Origin of the sequence: Pseudomonas plecoglossicida NBRC 103162 = DSM 15088 (assembly GCF_000730665.1) — a bacterium.
Taxonomy (GTDB): Bacteria; Pseudomonadota; Gammaproteobacteria; order Pseudomonadales; family Pseudomonadaceae; genus Aquipseudomonas; species Aquipseudomonas plecoglossicida.
The window spans coordinates 50,696-71,331 of sequence record NZ_BBIV01000004.1 but is presented as its reverse complement, the minus strand read 5'-3'; the positions used below and the strand labels follow the sequence as shown (position 1 = coordinate 71,331).

The 20,636-nt window shown below is 63.3% G+C and carries 14 protein-coding genes; all 14 read right to left on the bottom strand.

Annotated features, from left to right (window positions below; all coding sequences use genetic code 11):
* Positions 1–58: 58 nt before the first annotated feature.
* The 14 genes from prfB to PPL01S_RS02080 all read right to left on the bottom strand — a co-directional run bounded on the left by prfB (position 59) and on the right by PPL01S_RS02080 (position 20,611).
* Positions 59–1,154, bottom strand: a protein-coding gene (prfB, locus tag PPL01S_RS25000) for a peptide chain release factor 2 (RefSeq protein ID WP_100933426.1) whose coding sequence is annotated in 2 segments (ribosomal slippage) — positions 59–1,081 and positions 1,083–1,154 — 1,095 coding nt in all. Because the reading frame shifts where the segments join, the coding sequence is not laid out codon by codon here.
* A gap of 130 nt (positions 1,155–1,284) precedes the next feature.
* Positions 1,285–2,289: a response regulator gene (locus PPL01S_RS02145; protein WP_028625218.1), complete on the bottom strand. Its 1,005-nt coding sequence runs from the start codon at positions 2,287–2,289 to the stop codon at positions 1,285–1,287.
* A 51-nt stretch (positions 2,290–2,340) separates the two neighbouring features.
* Complete coding sequence (locus tag PPL01S_RS02140) at positions 2,341–3,354, bottom strand: chemotaxis response regulator protein-glutamate methylesterase (RefSeq protein ID WP_016391425.1); 1,014 nt, start codon at positions 3,352–3,354, stop codon at positions 2,341–2,343.
* Positions 3,351–5,612: a hybrid sensor histidine kinase/response regulator gene (locus PPL01S_RS02135; protein ID WP_028625217.1), complete on the bottom strand. Its 2,262-nt coding sequence runs from the start codon at positions 5,610–5,612 to the stop codon at positions 3,351–3,353. The genes PPL01S_RS02140 and PPL01S_RS02135 overlap by 4 nt, the downstream gene beginning before the upstream one ends.
* Positions 5,609–6,274 (bottom strand): chemotaxis protein CheW, encoded by a 666-nt coding sequence (locus PPL01S_RS02130; RefSeq protein WP_016391427.1) that lies wholly within the window; start codon positions 6,272–6,274, stop codon positions 5,609–5,611. Before PPL01S_RS02130 ends, PPL01S_RS02135 begins: the two co-directional genes overlap by 4 nt.
* The gene (locus PPL01S_RS02125) at positions 6,271–7,527 is read right to left on the bottom strand and encodes a CheR family methyltransferase (RefSeq protein ID WP_028625216.1); all 1,257 of its coding nucleotides are present in this window, start codon (positions 7,525–7,527) and stop codon (positions 6,271–6,273) included. Before PPL01S_RS02125 ends, PPL01S_RS02130 begins: the two co-directional genes overlap by 4 nt.
* Complete coding sequence (locus PPL01S_RS02120) at positions 7,524–8,042, bottom strand: chemotaxis protein CheW (protein ID WP_016391429.1); 519 nt, start codon at positions 8,040–8,042, stop codon at positions 7,524–7,526. Before PPL01S_RS02120 ends, PPL01S_RS02125 begins: the two co-directional genes overlap by 4 nt.
* Before the next feature lie 5 nt (positions 8,043–8,047).
* Positions 8,048–9,670 (bottom strand): methyl-accepting chemotaxis protein, encoded by a 1,623-nt coding sequence (locus PPL01S_RS02115; RefSeq protein ID WP_016391430.1) that lies wholly within the window; start codon positions 9,668–9,670, stop codon positions 8,048–8,050.
* A gap of 169 nt (positions 9,671–9,839) precedes the next feature.
* Entirely contained in the window at positions 9,840–10,529 is a 690-nt protein-coding gene (locus tag PPL01S_RS02110; protein WP_016391431.1) for a tellurite resistance TerB family protein, read from the bottom strand.
* A gap of 451 nt (positions 10,530–10,980) precedes the next feature.
* On the bottom strand, positions 10,981–12,636 hold the full coding sequence (locus tag PPL01S_RS02100; protein ID WP_255212381.1) for a HAMP domain-containing methyl-accepting chemotaxis protein: 1,656 nt from the start codon (positions 12,634–12,636) through the stop codon (positions 10,981–10,983).
* Between the two features lie 75 nt (positions 12,637–12,711).
* Positions 12,712–13,359: a response regulator gene (locus PPL01S_RS02095; protein ID WP_028625213.1), complete on the bottom strand. Its 648-nt coding sequence runs from the start codon at positions 13,357–13,359 to the stop codon at positions 12,712–12,714.
* A gap of 26 nt (positions 13,360–13,385) precedes the next feature.
* Positions 13,386–16,586, bottom strand: a complete 3,201-nt coding sequence (locus tag PPL01S_RS02090; protein WP_028625212.1) for a hybrid sensor histidine kinase/response regulator — start codon at positions 16,584–16,586, stop codon at positions 13,386–13,388.
* Positions 16,587–16,617: 31 nt separating this feature from the next.
* Positions 16,618–17,808, bottom strand: a complete 1,191-nt coding sequence (gene pvrR / locus PPL01S_RS02085; protein WP_169740061.1) for a response regulator cyclic di-GMP phosphodiesterase PvrR — start codon at positions 17,806–17,808, stop codon at positions 16,618–16,620.
* Positions 17,795–20,611: an ATP-binding protein gene (locus PPL01S_RS02080; protein ID WP_415639430.1), complete on the bottom strand. Its 2,817-nt coding sequence runs from the start codon at positions 20,609–20,611 to the stop codon at positions 17,795–17,797. The genes pvrR and PPL01S_RS02080 overlap by 14 nt, the downstream gene beginning before the upstream one ends.
* Between the last annotated feature and the right edge of the window lie 25 nt (positions 20,612–20,636).

Sequence of the window (20,636 nt, the reverse complement as noted above, 5' to 3'; positions counted from 1 at the left end):
GTCGGGCAGGGCGCGCGATACCGGCGGGCGGCCAGGTATCGCGGCAGTGGTGTGCGGTTTACAGCCCTTGCTTGAGGCTCGCTTCCAGGTACTGGTCCAGATCGCCGTCCAGGACCTTCTGGCAGTCGCTTCGCTCGACGCCGGTACGCAAGTCCTTGATGCGCGAGTCATCCAGCACGTAGGAGCGGATCTGGTGACCCCAGCCGATGTCCGACTTGCTGTCTTCCAGCGCTTGCGAGGCGGCGTTGCGCTTTTGCATTTCCAGCTCGTACAACTTGGCCCGCAGCATTTTCATGGCGGTGTCCTTGTTGGCGTGCTGGGAGCGTTCGTTCTGGCAGGCCACCACGGTGTTGGTCGGTACGTGGGTGATACGCACCGCCGAGTCGGTGGTGTTCACGTGCTGACCACCGGCGCCGGAAGAGCGGTAGGTGTCGATGCGCAGGTCGGACGGGTTGATGTCGATCTCGACCTTGTCGTCGATCTCGGGCGACACGAACACGGCCGAGAACGAGGTGTGACGACGGGCGCCGGAGTCGAACGGGCTCTTGCGCACCAGGCGGTGCACGCCGATCTCGGTGCGCAGCCAGCCAAAGGCGTACTCGCCCTTGATGTGCACGGTGGCGCCCTTGATGCCGGCGACTTCACCTTCGGAAAGCTCGATGATGGTGGCGTCGAAACCACGCTTGTCGGCCCAGCGCAGGTACATGCGCAGCAGGATGTTGGCCCAGTCCTGTGCTTCGGTACCGCCGGAGCCGGCCTGGATGTCCAGGTAGGCGTTGTTCATGTCCATCTCGCCGCTGAACATGCGACGGAACTCGAGCTGGGCCAGGGACTCTTCCAGGCTCTGCAACTCGGTCACGACGTCGCTGACGGCGCCTTCGTCCTTCTCCTCGACGGCCATGTCGAGCAGGTCCTGGCAGTCGGCCAGGCCGTTGGACATCTTGTCCAGGGTCTCGACGACCTGCGCCAGCATGGCGCGCTCGCGGCCCAGGGCCTGGGCGTACTCGGGCTTGTTCCAGACGTTGGGATCTTCGAGCTCGCGGTTGACTTCGATCAGGCGGTCATGCTTGTGATCGTAGTCAAAGATACCCCCGAATGGACTGGGAACGTTCGGTGAGGTCCTTGATGGTGTTCAGGATCGGTTGGATTTCCATGGGCTGGCTACTCGCGCGAATTCGGTGAAAAGCCGGGGAGTATAAACCAGTCTGGGGCTGGGCGGCAGACCCGCCGGGCGGTAGAAATTCTGGGGGGCCCTATCGCCGGCAAGCCGGCGATGAGGCCCGTTCAGGCGATCCCGACCTGATTACGGCCGCTGTGCTTGGCCTGGTACAGGCCCTTGTCCGCCGCCAGGATCAGTTGCCGGCAATGGCTGCCGATCGGCGGCGTGTGGGTCGCCAGGCCAATGCTCACGGTCAGACGCGAATCGGCCTGGGGCGCTGTGTGCGGGATGTTCAGGCCGAGCACGGTCTGGCGCAGCTTTTCGGCGATCAACCGCGCCCCGCCCGGGGAGGTATTGGGCAACACCAGGGCAAACTCCTCGCCGCCATAGCGTGCCGGCAGGTCGGTAGGCCGCGAGCAGGAGCCCCGCAGCGCCTCGGCCACCTGGCGCAAGGCTTCGTCACCGGCCAGGTGGCCGAAACTGTCGTTGTAGAGCTTGAAATAGTCGACATCGACCATCAGCAGCGACAACTGCTGCTGCTCGCGCATGGCCCGGCGCCACTCCAGCTCCAGGTACTCGTCGAAGTGGCGGCGATTGGACAGCCCGGTCAGGCCGTCGGAGTTCATCAGCCGCTGCAGCATCAGGTTGGTATCGAGCAACTGCTGCTGGCTGACGCGCAAGGCGCGGTAAGCCTCGTCGCGCTGCAACAGGGTCAGGTAGGAGCGCGAGTGATAGCGGATACGCGCCACCAGTTCGATGGTGTCGGGCAGCTTGACCAGGTAGTCGTTGGCCCCGGCGGCAAAGGCCGCGCTCTTGACCAGCGGGTCTTCCTTGGTCGACAGGACGATGATCGGGATGTCCTGCGTGGCCGGGTTGTTGCGGTACTCGCGCACCAGGGTCAAGCCGTCCAGGCCTGGCATGATCAGGTCCTGGAGGATCACCGTGGGCTTGATGCGCATGGCCTGGGCCACGGCCTGGTGCGGGTCGGCGCAGAAGTGGAAGTCGATGTTCTCTTCGTGGGCCAGGCCACGGCGCACGGCTTCGCCGATCATCGCCTGATCGTCCACCAAAAGGACCATCGCCGAGTTTTCGTTGGGGGTCGCGAAACCCTCGATCGGTAAGTCAGTCATCCGTTTTCACCTGATCACTGCAGCCTGCGCGGCGTGATTCAATACATGTCGTCATTTTGTGAAGATTTCCGTCAAGCGCCCGGCGATTCGCTCCAGCGGACGGATTTCCACCGCCGCGTCGATGGCCGCAGCGGCCTTGGGCATACCATAGACGGCGCTGCTGGACTGGTCCTGGGCAATGGTCAGGAAGCCCTGCTGGCGCATCAGTTTGAGGCCCTGGGCACCATCGCGGCCCATGCCGGTGAGCAGCACGCCCACCGCATCGCCGCGCCAGTAGCGCGCCACGCTCTCGAAGAACACGTCGATCGAGGGCCGGTAGATTTCATTGACAGGTTCGGCAGTGTAGGCCAACTGCCCGTTCTGTAGCAGGCGGATATGGTGATTGGTACCTGCCAGCAGCACCTGGCCCGGCTGCGGCGTCTCGCCCTCACGGGCCAGGCGCACCGGCAGCCCGCAAGCGCTGCCAAGCCACTCGGCCATGCCGGCAGCGAATACCTGGTCCACATGCTGAACCAGCACGATGGACGCCGGAAATGCCGGAGGCAGGCCCTTGAGCAGCACTTCCAGGGCAGCAGGGCCACCCGCCGAGGAGCCGATCGCCACCAGGCCTCGGTGCTGGGCGGCATCGCGCAAGGGTGCTGCCACCGGTTTGGTCGCATTGGGCCGCTGCTGGCCGATCAGCCAGCTGATGTTGAGAATCTTGCGCAGCAGCGGCGCAGCGGCCTCGCGCGCATCGCCTGCACCAAGCGCCGGGGTATCGACCACGTCCAGCGCGCCATGGCCCATGGCCTCGAACACCCGGTGCACATTCTGCTTGCGGTCGACGGTGACGATGACGATGGCGCACGGCGTCTCGGCCATGATCCGCCGGGTGGCCTCGACGCCATCCATGACCGGCATGATCAGGTCCATGAGAATGAGGTCGGGCGTATCCTCGGCGCACTTTTTCACCGCCTCGGCGCCATTGCTGGCCACCCACACCACTTCGTGCGCGGGCTCGAAGGCCAGGGCTCTGCGCAAGGCCTCCACGGCCATGGACATATCATTGACGATGGCGATCTTCATCCCTGAGCTGCTCCGATCAATTCCACCACGGCATCGAGCAACGCGTCGTCGTGGAAGCTGGCCTTGGCCAAATAGTAGTCGGCTCCGGCATCCAAGCCACGCCGCCGGTCTTCTTCGCGGTCCTTGTACGACACCACCATCACCGGCAGTGACTGCAGCCGTTGGTCGCGGCGCACCAGCGTGACCAGCTCGATACCGTCCATGCGCGGCATGTCGATATCACTGATCAGCAGGTCGAAATCCTCGCTGCGCAGGGCGTTCCAGCCGTCCATGCCATCGACCGCGACCGCCACTTCGTAGCCGCGATTGCTCAGCAACTTGCGTTGCAGTTCACGTACGGTGAGCGAGTCGTCGACGACCAGGATGCGTTTGCGCACCGTCCCACGCCCCGCCTGCGCGCCACGCTCGATACGTTCCAGACGGCCGGTGCTGAGCAGCTTCTCGACCGAGCGCAACAAGTCTTCGACGTCGACGATCAACACCACCGAACCGTCATCCAGCAAAGCCCCTGCCGAGATGTCCTGGACCTTGCCCAGGCGTGGGTCCAGCGGCATGACCACCAGCACGCGCTCACCGATCAGGCGCTCCACGGCCACCCCGTAAAGCTGTTCGCGTTCGCGAATCACCACGACCCGCAAGCTGTCCTCACCACTCTGCGCCGCAGGGCGATTGAGCAACTGGCTGGCCGCCACCAGGCCGATATGCCGGCCCTCGTGCCAGAAGTGCTGGCGCCCTTCGATCTGCACGATCTGCTGGGCGGCGACTTCGACGGTGCGCTCGATATGGGCCAGCGGGAATGCGTAGGCCTCCCCGCCGACCTCCACCACCAGGCTGCGCACCACCGACAGGGTCAACGGCACCTCCACATGGAAGCGACAGCCCTGGCCCGCCACCTGGGTCAGCTCGATCGAACCGCGCAGCTCGCGGACCATGTGCTGCACCGCATCCAGGCCGACGCCACGGCCGGACACCTCGGTGACCTTGTCGCGCATGCTGAAGCCGGGCAGGAACAGGAACGTCAGCAGTTCCGCCTCGCTCATCTGTGCCACGGTGTCCGCCGGCGACAAGCCACGCTCGACGATGCTGCGACGCAACCGTGCAAGGTCGATGCCCGCACCGTCATCGCTCAATTCGAGGATCAGCAGGCCTGCCTGATGGGAGGCATGCAGGCGTATCGCCCCCTCCTCCGGCTTGCCGGCCAGCAAGCGTTGCCCGGGTGTTTCGATGCCGTGGTCGACGGCATTGCGCAGCAGGTGGGTCAGGGGCGCATCGAGCTTTTCCAGCACGTCGCGATCGACCTGGGTCTTCTCGCCGTCGATCTGCAGGCGTACCTGCTTGCCCAGCGAACGCCCCAGATCGCGGACCATGCGGCTCTGGCCGGTGAGCACATCGGCAAACGGGCGCATCCGGCAAGCCAGGGCGGTGTCGTAGAGCAGTTGGGCGCGCTGGCTGGCCTGCCAGCCGAACTCATCCAGGTCGGCCGCCTGCTGCTGCAGGATCTGCTGGGTCTCCAGCAGCAACCGCTGGGTCTGGGCCAGGGCTTCGAGCACTTCCGGGCTCTGGCCGCTGTCCTCCAGTTGCGCCTTGAGGCCATCGAGGGCCCGCATGCCCTGGCCGTGCATGCGTTTGAGGCGCTGCAAAGAGGCCAGGTACGGCTTCAGCCGCTGGGTTTCGACCAGTGACTTGCTGGACAGGTCGAGCAGGCTGTTGAGGCGGTCCGCGGTCACCCGCAGGACCCGCTCGCCCCCTTCCCCGCGCTTGCCGGCCTTGCGCGGGACGGACTCGTTGTCGGCCTCGGTCTCGACCGGTGCAGGCTCGGCGGCCACTGCCACGGCGCTTTCTGCCACAGGCGCGGGCACAGGCACAGCCTCAGGGTCGATCAGCCCGGCCATCTGCACGAGGAAAGACGGCACGGCGGCCTCGCCCTGCGGATCGCCGGGCGTGGCGATATGCAGCAACAGGTCGGTGCCGCGCAACAGTGCATCGATATGCTCGGCACGCAGCAGCAGCCGGCCTTCCTGGGCCGCCACCAGGCAATCTTCCATCACATGGGCCACGCTGACCCCGGCGTCGAGGCCGACGATCCGCGCGGCCCCCTTGAGGGAGTGCGCAGCGCGCATGCAGGCTTCCAGTTGATCGGCCTGGGTCGGGTTGCGCTCCAGTGCCATCAGCCCGGTGCTGAGCACCTGGGTCTGGGCTTCGGCCTCCAGGCTGAACAGTTCGAGCAACGATGCGTCGCGCATTTGCTCAGGGGTCATGAAAGGCTCCGCTGCACGGCAGACAGTAGTTGTTGGTCTTCCAGCACCCGCACGCTACGCCCGCGCCACTGCAGTACCGCCGCGGTGAACGGTGCAGCCTGTTCGCTGGCGCCGGCCGGCGCGAGGTCGAGACAGTGAATGCCATCGACCTCGTCCACGGCGATGACCACCGGGCCTCCCGACGCAGCCAGAATCAACATGCGAGGCATCGCCCGCACACTGCGAGTCTGATCAGGCGACGACTCGCTCCCCAGCAGATCGCCCAGGGACAGACACGGCACCAGGGCGCCACGCACATTGGCCACGCCCTGCAATACCCGCGAGCGCTGATGCGGCAATGAATGCACCGGCTGCACCGGGGCGATCTCCACCAGGCAGGCTGTGGCCAGGGCCAGCCACTGTTCGCCCAGGCGGAACAGCAGCAGCGAACGCCCGGCATGGGCTTCGCTCGTCTGCGTCGCGTGCTCCTGCTCGTCCTGAACCAGCCCATAGCGGTCCAGCAGGCGTGTGGCGGCAGCGGCATAGACCTCGCAATTGCGGCAGTGGATGTGCCGTTCCAGCAATGGACACTGCTTGTCGCCGTGCACGCCGATACGGTTCCAGCAGTCATCGATGTGCAGGTCTCCCTCGGCGAGCAGCTCGAGCGCATGGTCGACATTCATCGTTCAGACTCCCGACCGGCGCGCGCCGCGCGTTCCTGCAGGCGGCGTGCGCCTGCGCTATCGCCCTGGGCGGCCAGCAGGGTTGCCAGGTGCAGCAGCGCTTCGGGGTGCTGCGGCTCCAGGTACAGCGCCTTGCGGTAGTGACTCAGCGCTTGCGTCGCGTCGCCTTCAGTGTCGCTGAGCAGCCCCAGCCAGTAATACACCTGGGCCTTCGGCGCGAACTGGCGCAGGTAGCGCTGGCAGCTGGCGCGCGCTTGCACGCTGTCACCGGCATTGGCCTGCCGAGCGATGCTGGCCAGTAACTCATCCTCGCTCTCGCGCTGCTCGACCACCGGCGCGGCGACCGGGGTCGGCCGTCGTGGCTGCGGCGCGGGCAAAGGCCGACTTGGCTTGATCGGCGTAGTGGCCGCTCTCGCCGAGATGCTGCGCAATGGCGCAGGCGCCGCGACGGTCGTATCGGCAGGCTGATGCACATAGGCGAACGACTGGGCAATCCCCAGCGGGCGCATGCCCAGTCGCGCCAGCAGACTGCCTTCGGCCGGCCCGATGAACAGCACCCCTTGCGGGTGGATCAGGCGCTTGAGCACCTCGAATACTCGCTGCTGGGTCGGCAAATCGAAATAGATCAGCAAGTTGCGGCAGAACACGAAGTCATACAGGCCATCGCGGCTGGCCAGTAGCGGGTCGAGCACGTTGCCCACTTCGAACTTCACCTGTTGGCGTACCCGCTCGTCGAGCTGATGGCTGTCGCCGACAGCGTGAAAATGTCGCTCGCGAAAGGCCAGCTCGCTGCCGCGGAAAGAGTTGCGGCCATAGGTCGCCCGCACGGCCTTGGCCACGGAATTGGGACTTATGTCGATGGCGTCGATCTGCAAGGCTGCAGGGTTGATCGCCGAATCCAGCAATGCCATGGCCAGCGAATAAGGCTCCTCGCCGGTCGAGCATGGCAGGCTGAGCAAGCGCAACGGCCTTTCGCCGGCAAGTTCGGCCAAGCGTTTGTGGGCCAGGTCGACCAGCGCGGTGAACGATTCGGGATATCGGAAAAACCAGGTCTCAGGAACGATCACCGCTTCGATGAGCGCCTGCTGTTCGCCTGGCGATTGCTGCAGGCGCAGCCAGTAATCGTCAAGGTCGGCGGCATTGAGCGCCAGGCTGCGCTGGTGCAAGGCACGTTCGACCATGGGTACGCCCACCGACTCGACATCCAGGCCGATGCGCTCCTGCAGGAAACGGAAAAAGCGTTGCTGGCTCATGGCTCCACCTGCTGCGCATCTGGGACATCCGGGAACAACAGTTGGTGTACCGCATCACTGAGCAGATCATCCACTGCAATGCGCTGCAACAGCCCTTGGGCATCCTGGCGTACCGGGCCCAGATAAGGCGCATGGTCATTGTCCAGCCCGTATGGCTGAAACTCTTCCGGGCGGCATCGCAGAGTATCGGTCGCCTGTTCCAGGATCAGGCCCAGCTGATGCACCTTGCGGTAATGCACCAGCACCATGCGCGTGCTGGTGCGCGCGGCGGCGGGCTTGGCGAAGCTCAGGGCGCACAGATCGATCACCGGCACCAGCACGCCACGGTGGGCGTAGATGCCAGCGACCCAGGCCGGTGCCTGGGCGATCGGCTTGAGCGGCCGGCGCGGCAGGACCTCGACCACCTCGTGCACATCCAGGGCGAAGCGCTGCTGGTCGATGCGAAACTGCAGGTACAGCGTGCCCTTGCCCTTGGCCTGGGCAGCCGCTGCCGGATGCGGGTGCAGGTCGGTCATGATGATCAGACTTTGAAGCGCGATACGCCGCCGCGCAGGCCTGCGGCCACCTGGCTCAGCTCATCGATGGCGAAGCTGGCCTGACGCAGCGACTCCACCGTCTGGGTGCTGGCATCGCTGAGCTGGGCCAAGGCCTGGTTGATCTGCTCGGCACCGGTGGCCTGGGCCTGCATGCCTTCGTTGACCATCAGCACCCGCGGTGCCAGGGCCTGGACCTGGTGGATGATCTGGCTCAGTTGCTCGCCTACCTGCTGGACTTCGTACATGCCACGACGCACTTCTTCGGAAAACTTGTCCATGCCCATGACCCCGGCAGACACCGCCGACTGGATTTCCCGCACCATCTGTTCGATATCGTAGGTGGCCACGGCCGTCTGGTCGGCCAGGCGACGCACTTCGGTGGCGACCACCGAAAAACCACGCCCGTATTCACCCGCTTTTTCGGCTTCGATGGCGGCGTTGAGCGACAGCAGGTTGGTCTGGTCGGCGACCTTGACGATGGTCACCACCATCTGGGTGATGTTGCTGGCCTTTTCATTGAGGATCGCCAGCTTGGCATTGACCAGATCGGCAGCGCCCATGACCTGGTGCATGGTTTCCTCCATCCGCGCCAGGCCTTGCTGGCCAGAGCCGGCCAGGCTCGACGCCTGGTCGGCGGCGCTGGTGACTTCGGTCATGGTGCGCACCAGGTCGCGCGAGGTGGCGGCGATCTCGCGTGAGGTAGCGCCGATTTCCGTGGTGGTGGCAGCCGTTTCCGTAGCCGTGGCTTGCTGCTGCTTGGAGGTGGCGGCAATCTCGGTCACCGAGGTGGTCACCTGCACCGAGGAGCGCTGCGCCTGGGACACCAGGTTGGCCAGTGCTTCGGCCATTTCGTTGAAGCCATTCTCGATGGCACCGAACTCGTCCTTGCGGTCGAGGCTCAGGCGCATGCTCAGGTCGCCCGAACGCAACTTGTCGAGGGCATGGACCACACGCTGCACGGGTGCGGTGATCGCACGCATCAGCAGCAGACCGCAGATACCGGCGGCGATGATCGCCAGCAGCAGCGAGACCATCATGCTGCCTTTGGCGGTGCTCACCGCGCTGACGATTTCGCCGGTGGCGGCCTCGGCCGATTCGCGGTTGTGTTCGATCACCGTGTTCAGGTGCTTGCGCCCGTCGACCCAGGCCGGGGTCAGCTCATCGCTGATCAGCCGCTCGGCCTCGTCATAGTGGCGCTGGCGATAGGCTTCCAGCACCTGGTCGACCAGCTTGACGTAGGTCTCCTCCATGCGCACGAAGGTGTCGAACCTGGCCTGGTCGTCACGATCCTGGATGGTGGCGTGGTAGCTGGCCATGTGTTGCTTGAGGCGTTCGTCGAAGCTCTTGAACAGCTCCATGTCGGCCGGGGTGACTTCACGGCGGTTGGAAAGCCCCACCAGCTGCTGGCTGGTGACATAGCTGTCGACCCAGGCGCTGCGGATCATCGAGCTGTAGTAGACCCCTGGAATGCTGTCGGACCCCACAGCCTCCTCGGCACTTTCGATCGTCACAAGTCGAGAGTAGGCGGCCACGATCATCAGCAGCATGATGGCGATGATCACGGCGAAACTTGCCAGGATCCGTTGGCGCAAGGTCCAGTTCTTCACATTCAGCCCTCAGGAATACACTACGAGCGGGAAAATCGTCGAAGTATAGCCTAGGCTTCCTCCGCTTTTGCGGCTGAAATGCGTGGAGAATGCAGTACTTTGCTGATCCACGGCACGTATGGGAGCCGGCTTGCCGGCGAAGGGCTGCAAAGCAGCCCTCAGTTTCCGGTCAGTGGCCGGCTGCAAGCCTGACCTGGTTCTCCAGTTCCTGTCGCAGCGCCGGGTCAAGGCGCAGCTGGCGGGCAAGCTCATCAAGATAGGCGCGCTCCATGAAGTTCTCCTGATCGACCATCATCACGCTGGCCAGGTACATCTCGGCGGCCATTTCCGGTGTCTGTGCCGCGCGGGCGACTTCGGCCGGATCCAACGGTTTGTGAAGTTCGGCATGCAGCCACTGCTGCAGCTCGCCGTCGCTGTCCAGGCGGGTGAACTCGCCTTCGATCAGTTCGCGTTCACGCTCATCGATATGGCCATCGGACCTGGCCGCCGCCACCAGGGCCTTGAGGATGGCTTGACTGTGCATTTCGACCTGGGCCGGCGGCAGGCGGTCGAGGGTCCGGGGGGCGTCCTGGGGCGTCGCGCCCTGCTTGGCCTGCCAGTTGCCGTAGGCCTTGTAGGCCAATACCCCGAGGGCTGCCAGGCCGCCGTAGGTCAGCGCCTTGCCACCGTATTTGCGGGCCTTCTTGCTGCCCATCAGCATGCCCATGACCCCGGCTGCCAGAGCGCCGCCACCGGCGCCCGAGAGCAGGTTGCCCAGGCCACCACTTGCGGGCTTGCCAGCGGATGCCTTGCCTGACGGGCTCTGCAACAGTTCCTGACCGGACTTGAGCAACTGGTCGAGCAAACCACGGGTATTCATCGCGCGTCTCCACGGATCGAGAAATGAACGCCAAGAATAAGCCCTCCCCGCCCGGCCGGCTCGGCACAATCTTGTCACAACATTTCGATGCCTGGGCCTGCGCAGCGTTCGCCTGTGAAACCTGATCGTGTCGTGGTTCGTTCGCAGCGATGGATACCGTCGGTCTTGCCCATTGGTTTCAGCAACGGCAGAAGAAGTGGCGCCTGAAGGTCTTGTCCAGCCACGCATTGAGCTCATACATCCGAACCGGTGCCTCGCCGGGATAACGCCTTAGCGCAGCGACCACGCTTTGCTGTATCTGCGTACTGTCACGCAGATTGCGGGTTTCGAAGTATTGCTCGACGAAACCCTGTATGTCGCTGGTCTCACTCGCTGATATGAAGATCCTGTCAAGGCTTGGAGGATACGTTCTGAAAGATTCCGACAACATTTTCCATCTCCCTCGTTGGCGCTAGATGACGAAACGGGCGACCAACCTGTTCAGGTCCACCGCCAGGACCGAAAGTTCGCCACTGGCCTGAAAAATCTGCTCCGCGCCACTGGTGCTCTGTACCGAGAGGTTGTTGATGCTGACCAGGTTCATGTCCACGGCTTTGGCCACCTGCGCCTGCTCTTCGCAAGCGCTGGCAATGAGGCAGTTACGGTCCTTGATATCGGAAACGGCCTGGGTGATCTCGCCGATCGCCGCGCCCGCCTCGCGAGCGATCTGCAACGCCGCCATCGCTTTCTGGTCGGTTTGCTTCATCGACGAAACCGCCTTCTGCGAGTCGGACTGGATGTAGCTGATGGTCTCCTCGATCTCTAGCGTGGAGGCCTGGGTTCGATGCGCCAGCGCGCGCACCTCATCGGCCACCACGGCAAATCCACGCCCCTGCTCGCCGGCACGTGCCGCTTCGATGGCAGCGTTGAGCGCCAGCAGGTTGGTCTGCTCGGCGATGGCCCTGATCACATTCAAGACCTCGGCAATGTTGCCGGTGCGAACTGACAATCGCTCGATCTGCACACTGTTGCCCTGGACGGCATGGCTGAGGCTTTCGATCGAGGCAATGGTTTCATTCACTCGCTGCATGCCGGTGTGCGCCGACTGCTCCGACTGCTGGCTGGAGACCGATGCCGCCATGGCGTTGCGCGCCACCTCGTCGACTGCCACCGTCATCTGGTTGACTGCAGTAGCGGCCAGTTCGGTTTCCATGCTCTGACGCTGCACGCTTGAGCTTGACTCATGGGTGACAGCGCTCATTTCTTCCGCCGCCGCCGCCAGCTGCGACGAGGATTCGGCGATGTGATGGAGTGTGGCTTTCAGATTGTCCACCATCTGCGCCGTGGCGTACTGCAGTTCGCTGAGCTCGTCCTTGCCGCCAAGGCTGACATTGCCCGTCAGGTCGCCATCGGCAATTTTCCGCGTGACGCCAAGCACCTCGCGAAGGGGCACGATGATGCTGCGGGTGAAGACCACGGTAAGCACGCAGGTCACCAACAGCGCGATGCAAACTACCACGAGTGTCGCCACGGTACTCTGATGCGCTTCAGCACGTGCATTGGTACCGGACTGTTCGGCGCGGCCCATCATCAGACGCTGCAGATCCTCGATGGACCGCTGCAGCGTCTCGGCCGCGGGTGCTGCCTGGCTGTCGACGAACCTTTTCCGCTCATCCTGGCTGGCACGGCCCAGCGCCAGCAGCTGGTCCACCTGTCGCATGAACGATTCGACGTTGGCATTGACGATATCGAACAGATGCTGCTCCTCAGGCCCGACGATCAGCGGGACATAGGCTGCGGTTTCCCTTTCCAGGACAGCTTTCCAGTGCCTGACCTGCCCTGCACCGCCATCTGCGGATTTCGAGGAGCCCACGGCGAAGAACTGGTTCGCCATCCGCAGCTTGTAGGAAGTGACTTCGATAATGCCGGACTGGCGTACGCTCGGCAGGCAATTGTCCTGCAAGTCCGTGATCGACCACAGGACGTTGCCCATGCGCCACCACGACTGCCCGCCGAGCACCATCAGCAAGACACAGGTAATCCCGAACGCCATGACGGTTCTGGGTACCAGTTTCACGTTTCTTATAGACATGTACCACACCACCAGACGTTGCACCCCAGGAGCCATGTGGGCACACCTTAGCCCTCGGGGCTTGCCTGGCGCCATCAGGCGATCCTGAAAACCGCAAGCAGGGGCGCTGCTTTACTGGAAGAGCTTTTCCGCCAGGCAGAACGCGATCAGTTCCTGGTCGGTCCTGACGTCCAGCTTGTGCATGGCCGCCACTTTCTGGGTGCTGATGGTCTTGGCGCTGCGGTTCTGGACCCTGGCGATGTCGTTCAGGCTCATGCCAGCGATGAACAGCCGCAACACTTCCATCTCCTTGGGCGAAAGCGAGGCGATACGCGCATCGACCGACGGCGAATCGTCCCGCACCCAGGAGCGCTCGAGGCTGGTGGCCTTGTATTTGCGCTTGTGCACCAGCGCTTCCAGGGCCCGCTCGATCTCCGCATGCAGCTGGCTCTTCTGCACCACCCCGGCTACCCCGAGGTCGTAGAGTCGGGAAAGAATGAGGTCATTCGAGACCATGGTCAGCACCAGGACCTGCATGCCTGGAAAATGGCGCACGAGATAGTCGATCAACTTCAGACCATCACCGTACTGCGTATCGCCTGGCATGTTGTAGTCGGTAATGAGAATGTCAGGGCTGGTTGCGTGCAGCCTGGCAATCAGGTCTGTGGAGTTCGAGGCCTCGGCGACTACCTCGAAGCATTCGGTCGCCTCGACGAGCTGACGCACCCCGAGCAACACGATCGAATGATCATCGGCAATTACAATGGTGGTTTTTGGCATGTTCGAACGGTCCGAGTGGGAAGCCTTCATAGCGACAACAACAATCCGCTGAGCCTGCCCAGCGCCTGGCTCACATCGGCTTGCAAAGAGGCATCCAGCGGCTGTTCACGCAGGCGCTGCTCCAGGCCACCGAACACCTGCGACAAGTCGTCGGCACGCACCACGGCCAGGGCCCCGCACACCGAATGCACCAACTGTGTCGCCTGCGCCTGGTCATTGCCGGCCAGGGCTGCCTGGAGGGCTTCGATATCCTGTTGCATGGTATGGCAGAACAGGCTGCGCATGGAGTCGGAGAGCACGCTCCCCATCACGCGGGCTGCTGACCGATTGCCGGCAATGAAGCCACTGTTCGCCAGCCCGCCGAGCACATCCAACAGCTCGTCCAGCAGCAGCGGCTTTACCATCCAACTGCTCATGCCGGCGACAATGCAACGCTCTCCTTCGTCACTCAACGCATTGGCCGTGATGCCGACGATGGGTACCTGGGGGCAATCGGTGCGGATTGCCCTGGCCAATTCGTAGCCGTTCATGACCGGCATGTTGACGTCGCTCAACACGATATCGATCCCCCCCTGCGACCATACCTGCAACGCCTGCTGGCCATTGCCGGCGACGCTGACTCGACACCCCAGCGCTTCGAGCTGCTCCTTCAGGATCGCCTGGTTGACCAGGTTGTCCTCGGCAACCAGTACGTGCAGGTCGAGCACTCTGGGGGGGATTCCCGGCACCGTATCGACCCGGACGGCTGTCTCGTCGGTAGCCATGCGCACACCCTCGGCGATGGCGCGCAGCTGATGCGCACCCACCCTGAAGCATTCCCCTGTGTACTCGGGCGTCCGTGGCCCATCGTGCTCGCACAGCAATCGCCGCCCCGGCCAGGCAAATGCCTGCTCAGGGTCGGGCAGGACATCCACCAGCAAGGCTTCTGACAATGCTTCATGAGGCTTGGCCGACACGACCGTGGCGCGAGCGCCCCAACGAACCAGCCAGGCGCAGAGATGCTCGGCCAGTTCGCAGGCGGGGGCGCGAATCTGCACCTGTCGCCCGCCAAGATCGATGGCCGGGGTCATCTGCGCAGTCGGCGTGATTCGCTCGAAGGGCAGTTGCACGGTAAAGCTGCTGCCCAGCCCCTGCTCACTCACGACGATGATCTCCCCACCCATGCGCTCGACGAAGCGCTGGCAGATCGACAGCCCCAACCCCGTACCGCTGACAAGGTTGCTGGTGCTGACCTGATAGAACGGCTCGAAAATGTGCATCTGCTGATGTGCGCTGATGCCAATGCCGGTATCGGCCACCTGGAACTGCAACGTCACGTGCCCATCAACGCAGTCCAGCACCTGGCAGCGCAACACGACACGGCCAATGCTGGTGAACTTGATGGCATTGCTCAGCAGGTTGTTCAGCACCTGACGCAGCTTGGCCATGTCGCCGAGCACCAGCTCCGGCACTTGCGGGTCGGTGCAGGCATACACCTGCAAGCCCTTGCCGCGGGCACCGGCGACATGCGCCGAGATGACCTGCTCGACCACCTCCAGCGGCGAGAAGGTGGTGGTATCGAGCATCAGCTGGCCGGACTCTATTTTCGAAACATCCAGTACATCGCTGATCACCTGCAGGACCGTGGAGGAGGACGACTGGATCGTCTGCAGATAATTGCGCTGGCGCTTGTCCAGGTTCGACAGGCCGAGCAGCTCCAGGGTGCCCAGCACACCATAGAGCGGCGTGCGTATCTCGTGGCTCATGGTGGTGAGAAACACGGTCTTGGCCTCGTTCGCCCGTTCGGCCTCCTGCATGGCCAGCTGCAAGGCGAGCGAGCGCTGCTGGTGTTCGGTGACATCCGAGAACGCACACAGCTGTACGTCCTGCTCCTGGTAGCGCGCCGATGAATAGCTGACCAGGTAATAACGGCCCTCGAGCACCATGCAGGCATCACCGTCAAGCTCCGCGCCCGAACTGCGCAAGAGATCCACCACGGCCTGTGACACCGCACTGCTCTGCTGCGCCCGCAGGTTCTCGACCACCATCTGGCCATCGCTCTTGCGAATGACCACAAGGCCAGCGGGCGCCCCTTCGATCACCGCATGATTGAACGCCTGGCTCTCCAGCAATCGTGCCTGTGCCTCCTTCGCCGGGGTCACCACCCTGGCCTGATAGCGTCGGTACAGCCAGCGTGCCCCCAGGATCAGCAACAGCGTGACGCCCAACAGTCGCAGCACCGGCAATGCCAGCCAGCGGAACAACCCGGGGTAATCGACGAAGTACTGGGCCTGCCAGCCAGGCTGGGCGTTGTCGTGGTGGAAGGTAGTGACCAGCAACCCGCTGGCGGTCAGCGAGAACCCAGCCTCTGCGTCATCGCTCTCCCGCCGCCCGGTCAACACGTTACCTTGCGGATCGATCAAGGTGAAACGTCCATGGAACGGCAACTCGGGGTCGCGGGACGCATCGTTGGCGAGGCCGAGATCGAACAACGTGGTGACCACCACCCGATCCATGCCACTGTCGACCCGCACCGGGCTGATCGGCAGATCCCCGGCCACATAGGCGACAATCTCTCGCCTGCCGTCGGTATCCTTCAACCTGGGGACGTTCGGTACCCAGTGCACCCTGTAGTCCAGCAGCTTGTCGGGACTGCCCAACGTGCTGGCCATCAACCCAGCTGTGACCGACGAATAGTTCTGCGGCGCCAGCCGGTCGTTGTTGCGAAACCTGCCCACGGCAGGCACCGCAATGCTCGAAGGGTTCTGCGGGCTGAACATGAACACCTGGGGCGAGCGGAACTGCGACTGCGCCCAGAACCGGCTGTAGTAGCTGCTCAGGCGCCATCCCAGTACCGACAGTGCATTCAGGCTGCGGTCACTCTGCTCCTGGGCCAGCGCTACGGTGAACGGCATCGAGAAGTCACTTTCGCTGACTTCATACAGTGCGTTTGCGGTATCTGCGGACTGACGCACCTTCCTGAGCACAGGAGGCGCGTCTTGCATTGCATCCATCGGCGCCACCAGTCGGTCGGCGATGGCCTGCAGGAATATCTCCTGCTCCCGTACGTTCTCCATGACCCGGGCAAAGTGCGAAACAGCCTTTTCATGCTGGCTGCCGAACAACAGCGCGAGCGCCCAGAAATTGGTCATGAGCAACAGCAACGCCAGACCCAGGGTCGCCAGCAGACCTGAGCTCAGGCGCATTGCGCTGCTGACCAGCGAGCCGAAGAACGTGTCGGTATTCATCGTATTTCTCTTTTCTCCGATACCCATTCGATCAACAACCCACCGGCCACTTGCTGGCCAGCAAACTGAGGAAGCTTCTCGGACTCACTGCCTTGGAGAGTAGGAAACCCTGGACCTGATCGCAAATGGCCTGTTTCAGCAAGGCCAACTCCTGGAACGTCTCCACGCCTTCCGCGACGACCTTGAGGCCCAGCTGCCTGCCCAGGGCGACAATGCTTGAAAGCGCCGCCGCAAGGTTGGCGTTTTCCACGCAGCCACTGACCAGGGAGCGATCGATCTTCAGCTCCGTGAAGGGCGTGGAGACCAGGTTGAAGTAAGAACCGTAGCCTTTGCCGAAATCGTCCTGCGCCAGGCCAAAGCCCTTGAGCCGCAAGCGGCAGACACCGGCGAAATAATGGCCCAGTTCCTTGGCCTCGGCACTTTCCATGATTTCGAAGCCGATGTACGACGGCGCCCCTCCCGCACTGATGACGTGGGCATGCAGACGGTCCGGCAAATCCTCGTCATCGAGCAGGTGAGTCGGCAGGTTGATCGAGACCGGGACCCCATAGCCCTGCCTGCGCCATGCGTTCTGGGCGGCGATGGTCAAGCTCACCACCTGCATCAGCAACACCTCCTCCAGGTGACGACTGACGATTCCTGGCAGAAAGTCCCTGGGCAACAGTACGTCACGGCCTTCGTCGGCCCACCTCACCAGCGCCTCGGCGGCGACGATATGCCCGGTGCTCAGCGACCACTTCGGCTGGAACCAAGGCTGAATTCGCCCCGAATCGATGGCCCCACGCAGGGTTTCGACACTGTGGGTGGATACCGGCGCTGCCGGTGGACGCGTCCCCACCCCCGGTGTCGCCATCTTCTGCAACATCCTGGCGAGGGTCTCGATACCCACCGGCTTGGCCAGCGGTGCGAGCACGTTGAACCCCAGGTGACTGGCCGCAAGGCTGGCACTGCTCAGCATACGCTCGGGCAAGGCGCTCATGAAGGCCATGCTGGGCCTGTGGCCAAGAGCCCTCATCCGCTGTACCAGCTGCATGCCATCCATGACAGGCATCATCAGGTCGCACAGCACCAGATCGAATACCTGGGTATCGAGCACCGCCAAGGCTTCGTTGCCGTTTTGAACCGCGGCGACCGATACGCCGTCGAGCGCGAGAAACAGGTCCAGCAGATAACGCTGCTGGACAGGATGATCTTCGACCAGCAGAACCCTATACGCCACAATCGCTGACCTTTTCGTAGTGCTGCAAGCAGTCGAACAGACCTTTCAGGCCAAACGGCTTTACCAACAGCTCTTGCATGCCGGCCCCCATGCAGCGGTCACCTTCATCACTCATCGCATTGGCGGTGGCGCCGATGATCGGCACCTGGCAACCCTGGTCACGCAGTTGACTGGCCAGCTCGTAGCCACTCATGCCCGGCATGTTGATATCGGTCAGCACCACGTCATAACAGTCCCGATCCCACAGCAGCAATGCCTGCGAACCATCGCTGGCCAGCGTCGCCTGGCAGCCGAGCACTTCCAGCTGATTCTTGAGAATCAGCTGGTTGATCACGTTGTCTTCGACGACCAGCACTTTCAGACTGAGCTTTCTCGATTCATGGGCATCGACGACCTCGACGGGTGCCGGCGGCACCAGCCACCGGCTTCCCTGAGCCGACCTGAACGCGTCGAGCAGCCCGTCGAGGTCGCTGAGCCGCACCTGCCACAGCGCTCCGCCGCAAGGTTCTTCGTCGGTAAAGTCGGGGCTGACCACGATCCTGGCGCCACCCCAGGCAACGTGAGGTGCGCTTCGCCGACACGGGTAGACTTCCACCAGTACGGTTTCACTGGCAGGCGGATCCGCCTCGGGCAGACCGAACTGCACCTTCGCCCCCCAAGCGTTCAGCCAGCCGCCGATGTACCTGGCCATCTCCTCGACCGGAGAGTAGACATTCACGGGCCTTGACCACACATCACATTCAACCCTGGCATGCACCTGCGGGCATGGCGATTTCAAACCGACCACCAGGGTGAAGCTGCTGCCCAAGCCCGGCGTGCTGACCACCCGGACCACACCGTTCATCAGGCCGGCCAGGCGCTGGCAAATGGACAAACCCAGGCCGGTACCTGCAATGGTGTTGGCATTGACGCCCGTCTGATAAAAGGGGTCGAAGAGGAACGCCTGATCCTGCTCAGCGATGCCGGGGCCGCTGTCAGAAACCTGCCAATGCACCTCGAATCGGCCACCTTCGGCTCCTGCAGCCCTGACCCGTAGCACCACCTGCCCACTGTCGGTGAATTTCACGGCATTGCCGAGCAGGTTGTTCAACACCTGACGAATGCGCGTCACGTCGCCGAAAAGCACCTGCGGCACCTGTGGATCGACGTAGGCATAGAGGTGAAGCCCCTTGCCCCGTGCGGCGCCAGCATAACTCTGGATCACGTGGTAGACCAGCTCCAGGGGCTTGAAATCACACTCGTCCAGCGCCAGCTGCCCCGCCTCGATCTTGGACACGTCGAGTACGTCGCAAACCAGGTTGAGCAACGCACTGGACGAACTTTCCACCGCCTTCAGGTAGGTTTTCTGCTGGGTCTTGAGCTCGGTTTTGCGCAACAGTTCGAGGGTACCCAGGACCCCGTAGAGCGGCGTGCGAATTTCATGGCTCATGGTCGCCAGAAACAACGTCTTGGCTTCGTTGGCGGCATCGGCGCTGAGCTTGGCCTCGGCCATCGCCGCCTCCATCTGCTTGCGCGAGCTGATGTCACTGAAGGCGCAAAACAACACATCCTCGCCGTTGTAACGGGTCTTCACGAAACTCGGATACAGATGGCGCCCACTGCCTGCCTGGAACTCGTCGGCACGGCTCGACTGCGATTCATCGAAGGCCTGCCCGATCCAGCCCTGGTACAAGCGCTCACGCTCGTTGCATTCGCCCAGCCACTGCTGGGACAGGCGGTTTTCCAGCACCACCTTTCCATCGGCGAAGCGCAGCACGCAAAGGGCGACCGGCGCGGCCTGGATCACCGCGCGACTGAACGCCTCGCTCTCGATCAGCGCATCGATGCGGCGGGTTGCAGGCGTGATCAGGCGGCGCTCGACGCGAGACACCAGGCGGCGGACGGCCATCCCCACGGCCAGTATTGCCAACAGCGAGATCGCCAGAGGCCAGCAGATCACCTTGAGCAAGGTGAACAGGTCCAGGACGTAGAAGAGCGTCCAGCTCGAGTAACCGAGCTTCTTGCGCATCACCAGCTGGTCTGGCAACCACCCGGCACCGGAGAAGCCGAAATCCTTGCCAGGAGGCATGGCCAGCAGCGGGCGCACGTCCCGAGCAGGATCGGCACTGCTCATCATCACTTCACCGACGGGATTGACCACCATGAATTGCCCGGCCTTGTCGTCATGCAAGGTGCTGGTGATGTCAGAGGCATCCATTTCCATGCCGATCCAGCCCGCAGCAGGGCGGTGCCGATCGAGCAGGGTGAACAAGTACAAGCGGGCACGCGAACTGCTGTGATCGGCAAGCCAGATGCCCTGGGTCACGAACGGCGAATCGACGTCGTAAGTGCGCAAGCGCCGAACGATGTCGTCGGACAGCGGCAGCGTGAAGGGAAGGCCCATGCTCAGATAAGCGGCATGCCTGCCGGACCGCCCGGATACCTGCAACAGGTTGACCCGGTACTGGCGCAGGAATTCGAGCGTGCGCTCCGACAGCAGCACGCGCCCCGCGGAGCCCTCGGTCGCGTCGCCGGGCAGCTTGATCGCCAAGAGGGCAAGGCTACGCAGCAACGCTTCACGCTGCGTGAAGAATACACGCGTGTCGATGATGGCATCCGCCATGTAACCCTGGCGGCGGGAGACCTCTGCGTTAAGGACCCACCCCACCGTCATCACCGCTCCCGCCAACGCTCCCAGCACCATCAACTGGGCGAACAGGCGCAGCAACCTGCGCGCCGCTTTGGGCGTGGAAAAGCAGGCATCGCTGGGCAAGAGGAACTGCTTGAGCTTCATCGCGCCAGAGTAAGCGTGACGCCAGCGCGGCAACCATCAGCCAATCCTTAAAAAAATC

Coding starts and splice junctions, on each gene's coding strand:
- PPL01S_RS02145 (WP_028625218.1), bottom strand. CDS start 2,289: ATGACTGACTTACCGATCGAGGGTTTCGCGACCCCCAACGAAAACTCG.
- PPL01S_RS02140 (WP_016391425.1), bottom strand. CDS start 3,354: ATGAAGATCGCCATCGTCAATGATATGTCCATGGCCGTGGAGGCCTTG.
- PPL01S_RS02135 (WP_028625217.1), bottom strand. CDS start 5,612: ATGACCCCTGAGCAAATGCGCGACGCATCGTTGCTCGAACTGTTCAGC.
- PPL01S_RS02130 (WP_016391427.1), bottom strand. CDS start 6,274: ATGAATGTCGACCATGCGCTCGAGCTGCTCGCCGAGGGAGACCTGCAC.
- PPL01S_RS02125 (WP_028625216.1), bottom strand. CDS start 7,527: ATGAGCCAGCAACGCTTTTTCCGTTTCCTGCAGGAGCGCATCGGCCTG.
- PPL01S_RS02120 (WP_016391429.1), bottom strand. CDS start 8,042: ATGACCGACCTGCACCCGCATCCGGCAGCGGCTGCCCAGGCCAAGGGC.
- PPL01S_RS02110 (WP_016391431.1), bottom strand. CDS start 10,529: ATGAATACCCGTGGTTTGCTCGACCAGTTGCTCAAGTCCGGTCAGGAA.
- PPL01S_RS02100 (WP_255212381.1), bottom strand. CDS start 12,636: ATGGCTCCTGGGGTGCAACGTCTGGTGGTGTGGTACATGTCTATAAGA.
- PPL01S_RS02095 (WP_028625213.1), bottom strand. CDS start 13,359: ATGCCAAAAACCACCATTGTAATTGCCGATGATCATTCGATCGTGTTG.
- PPL01S_RS02090 (WP_028625212.1), bottom strand. CDS start 16,586: ATGAATACCGACACGTTCTTCGGCTCGCTGGTCAGCAGCGCAATGCGC.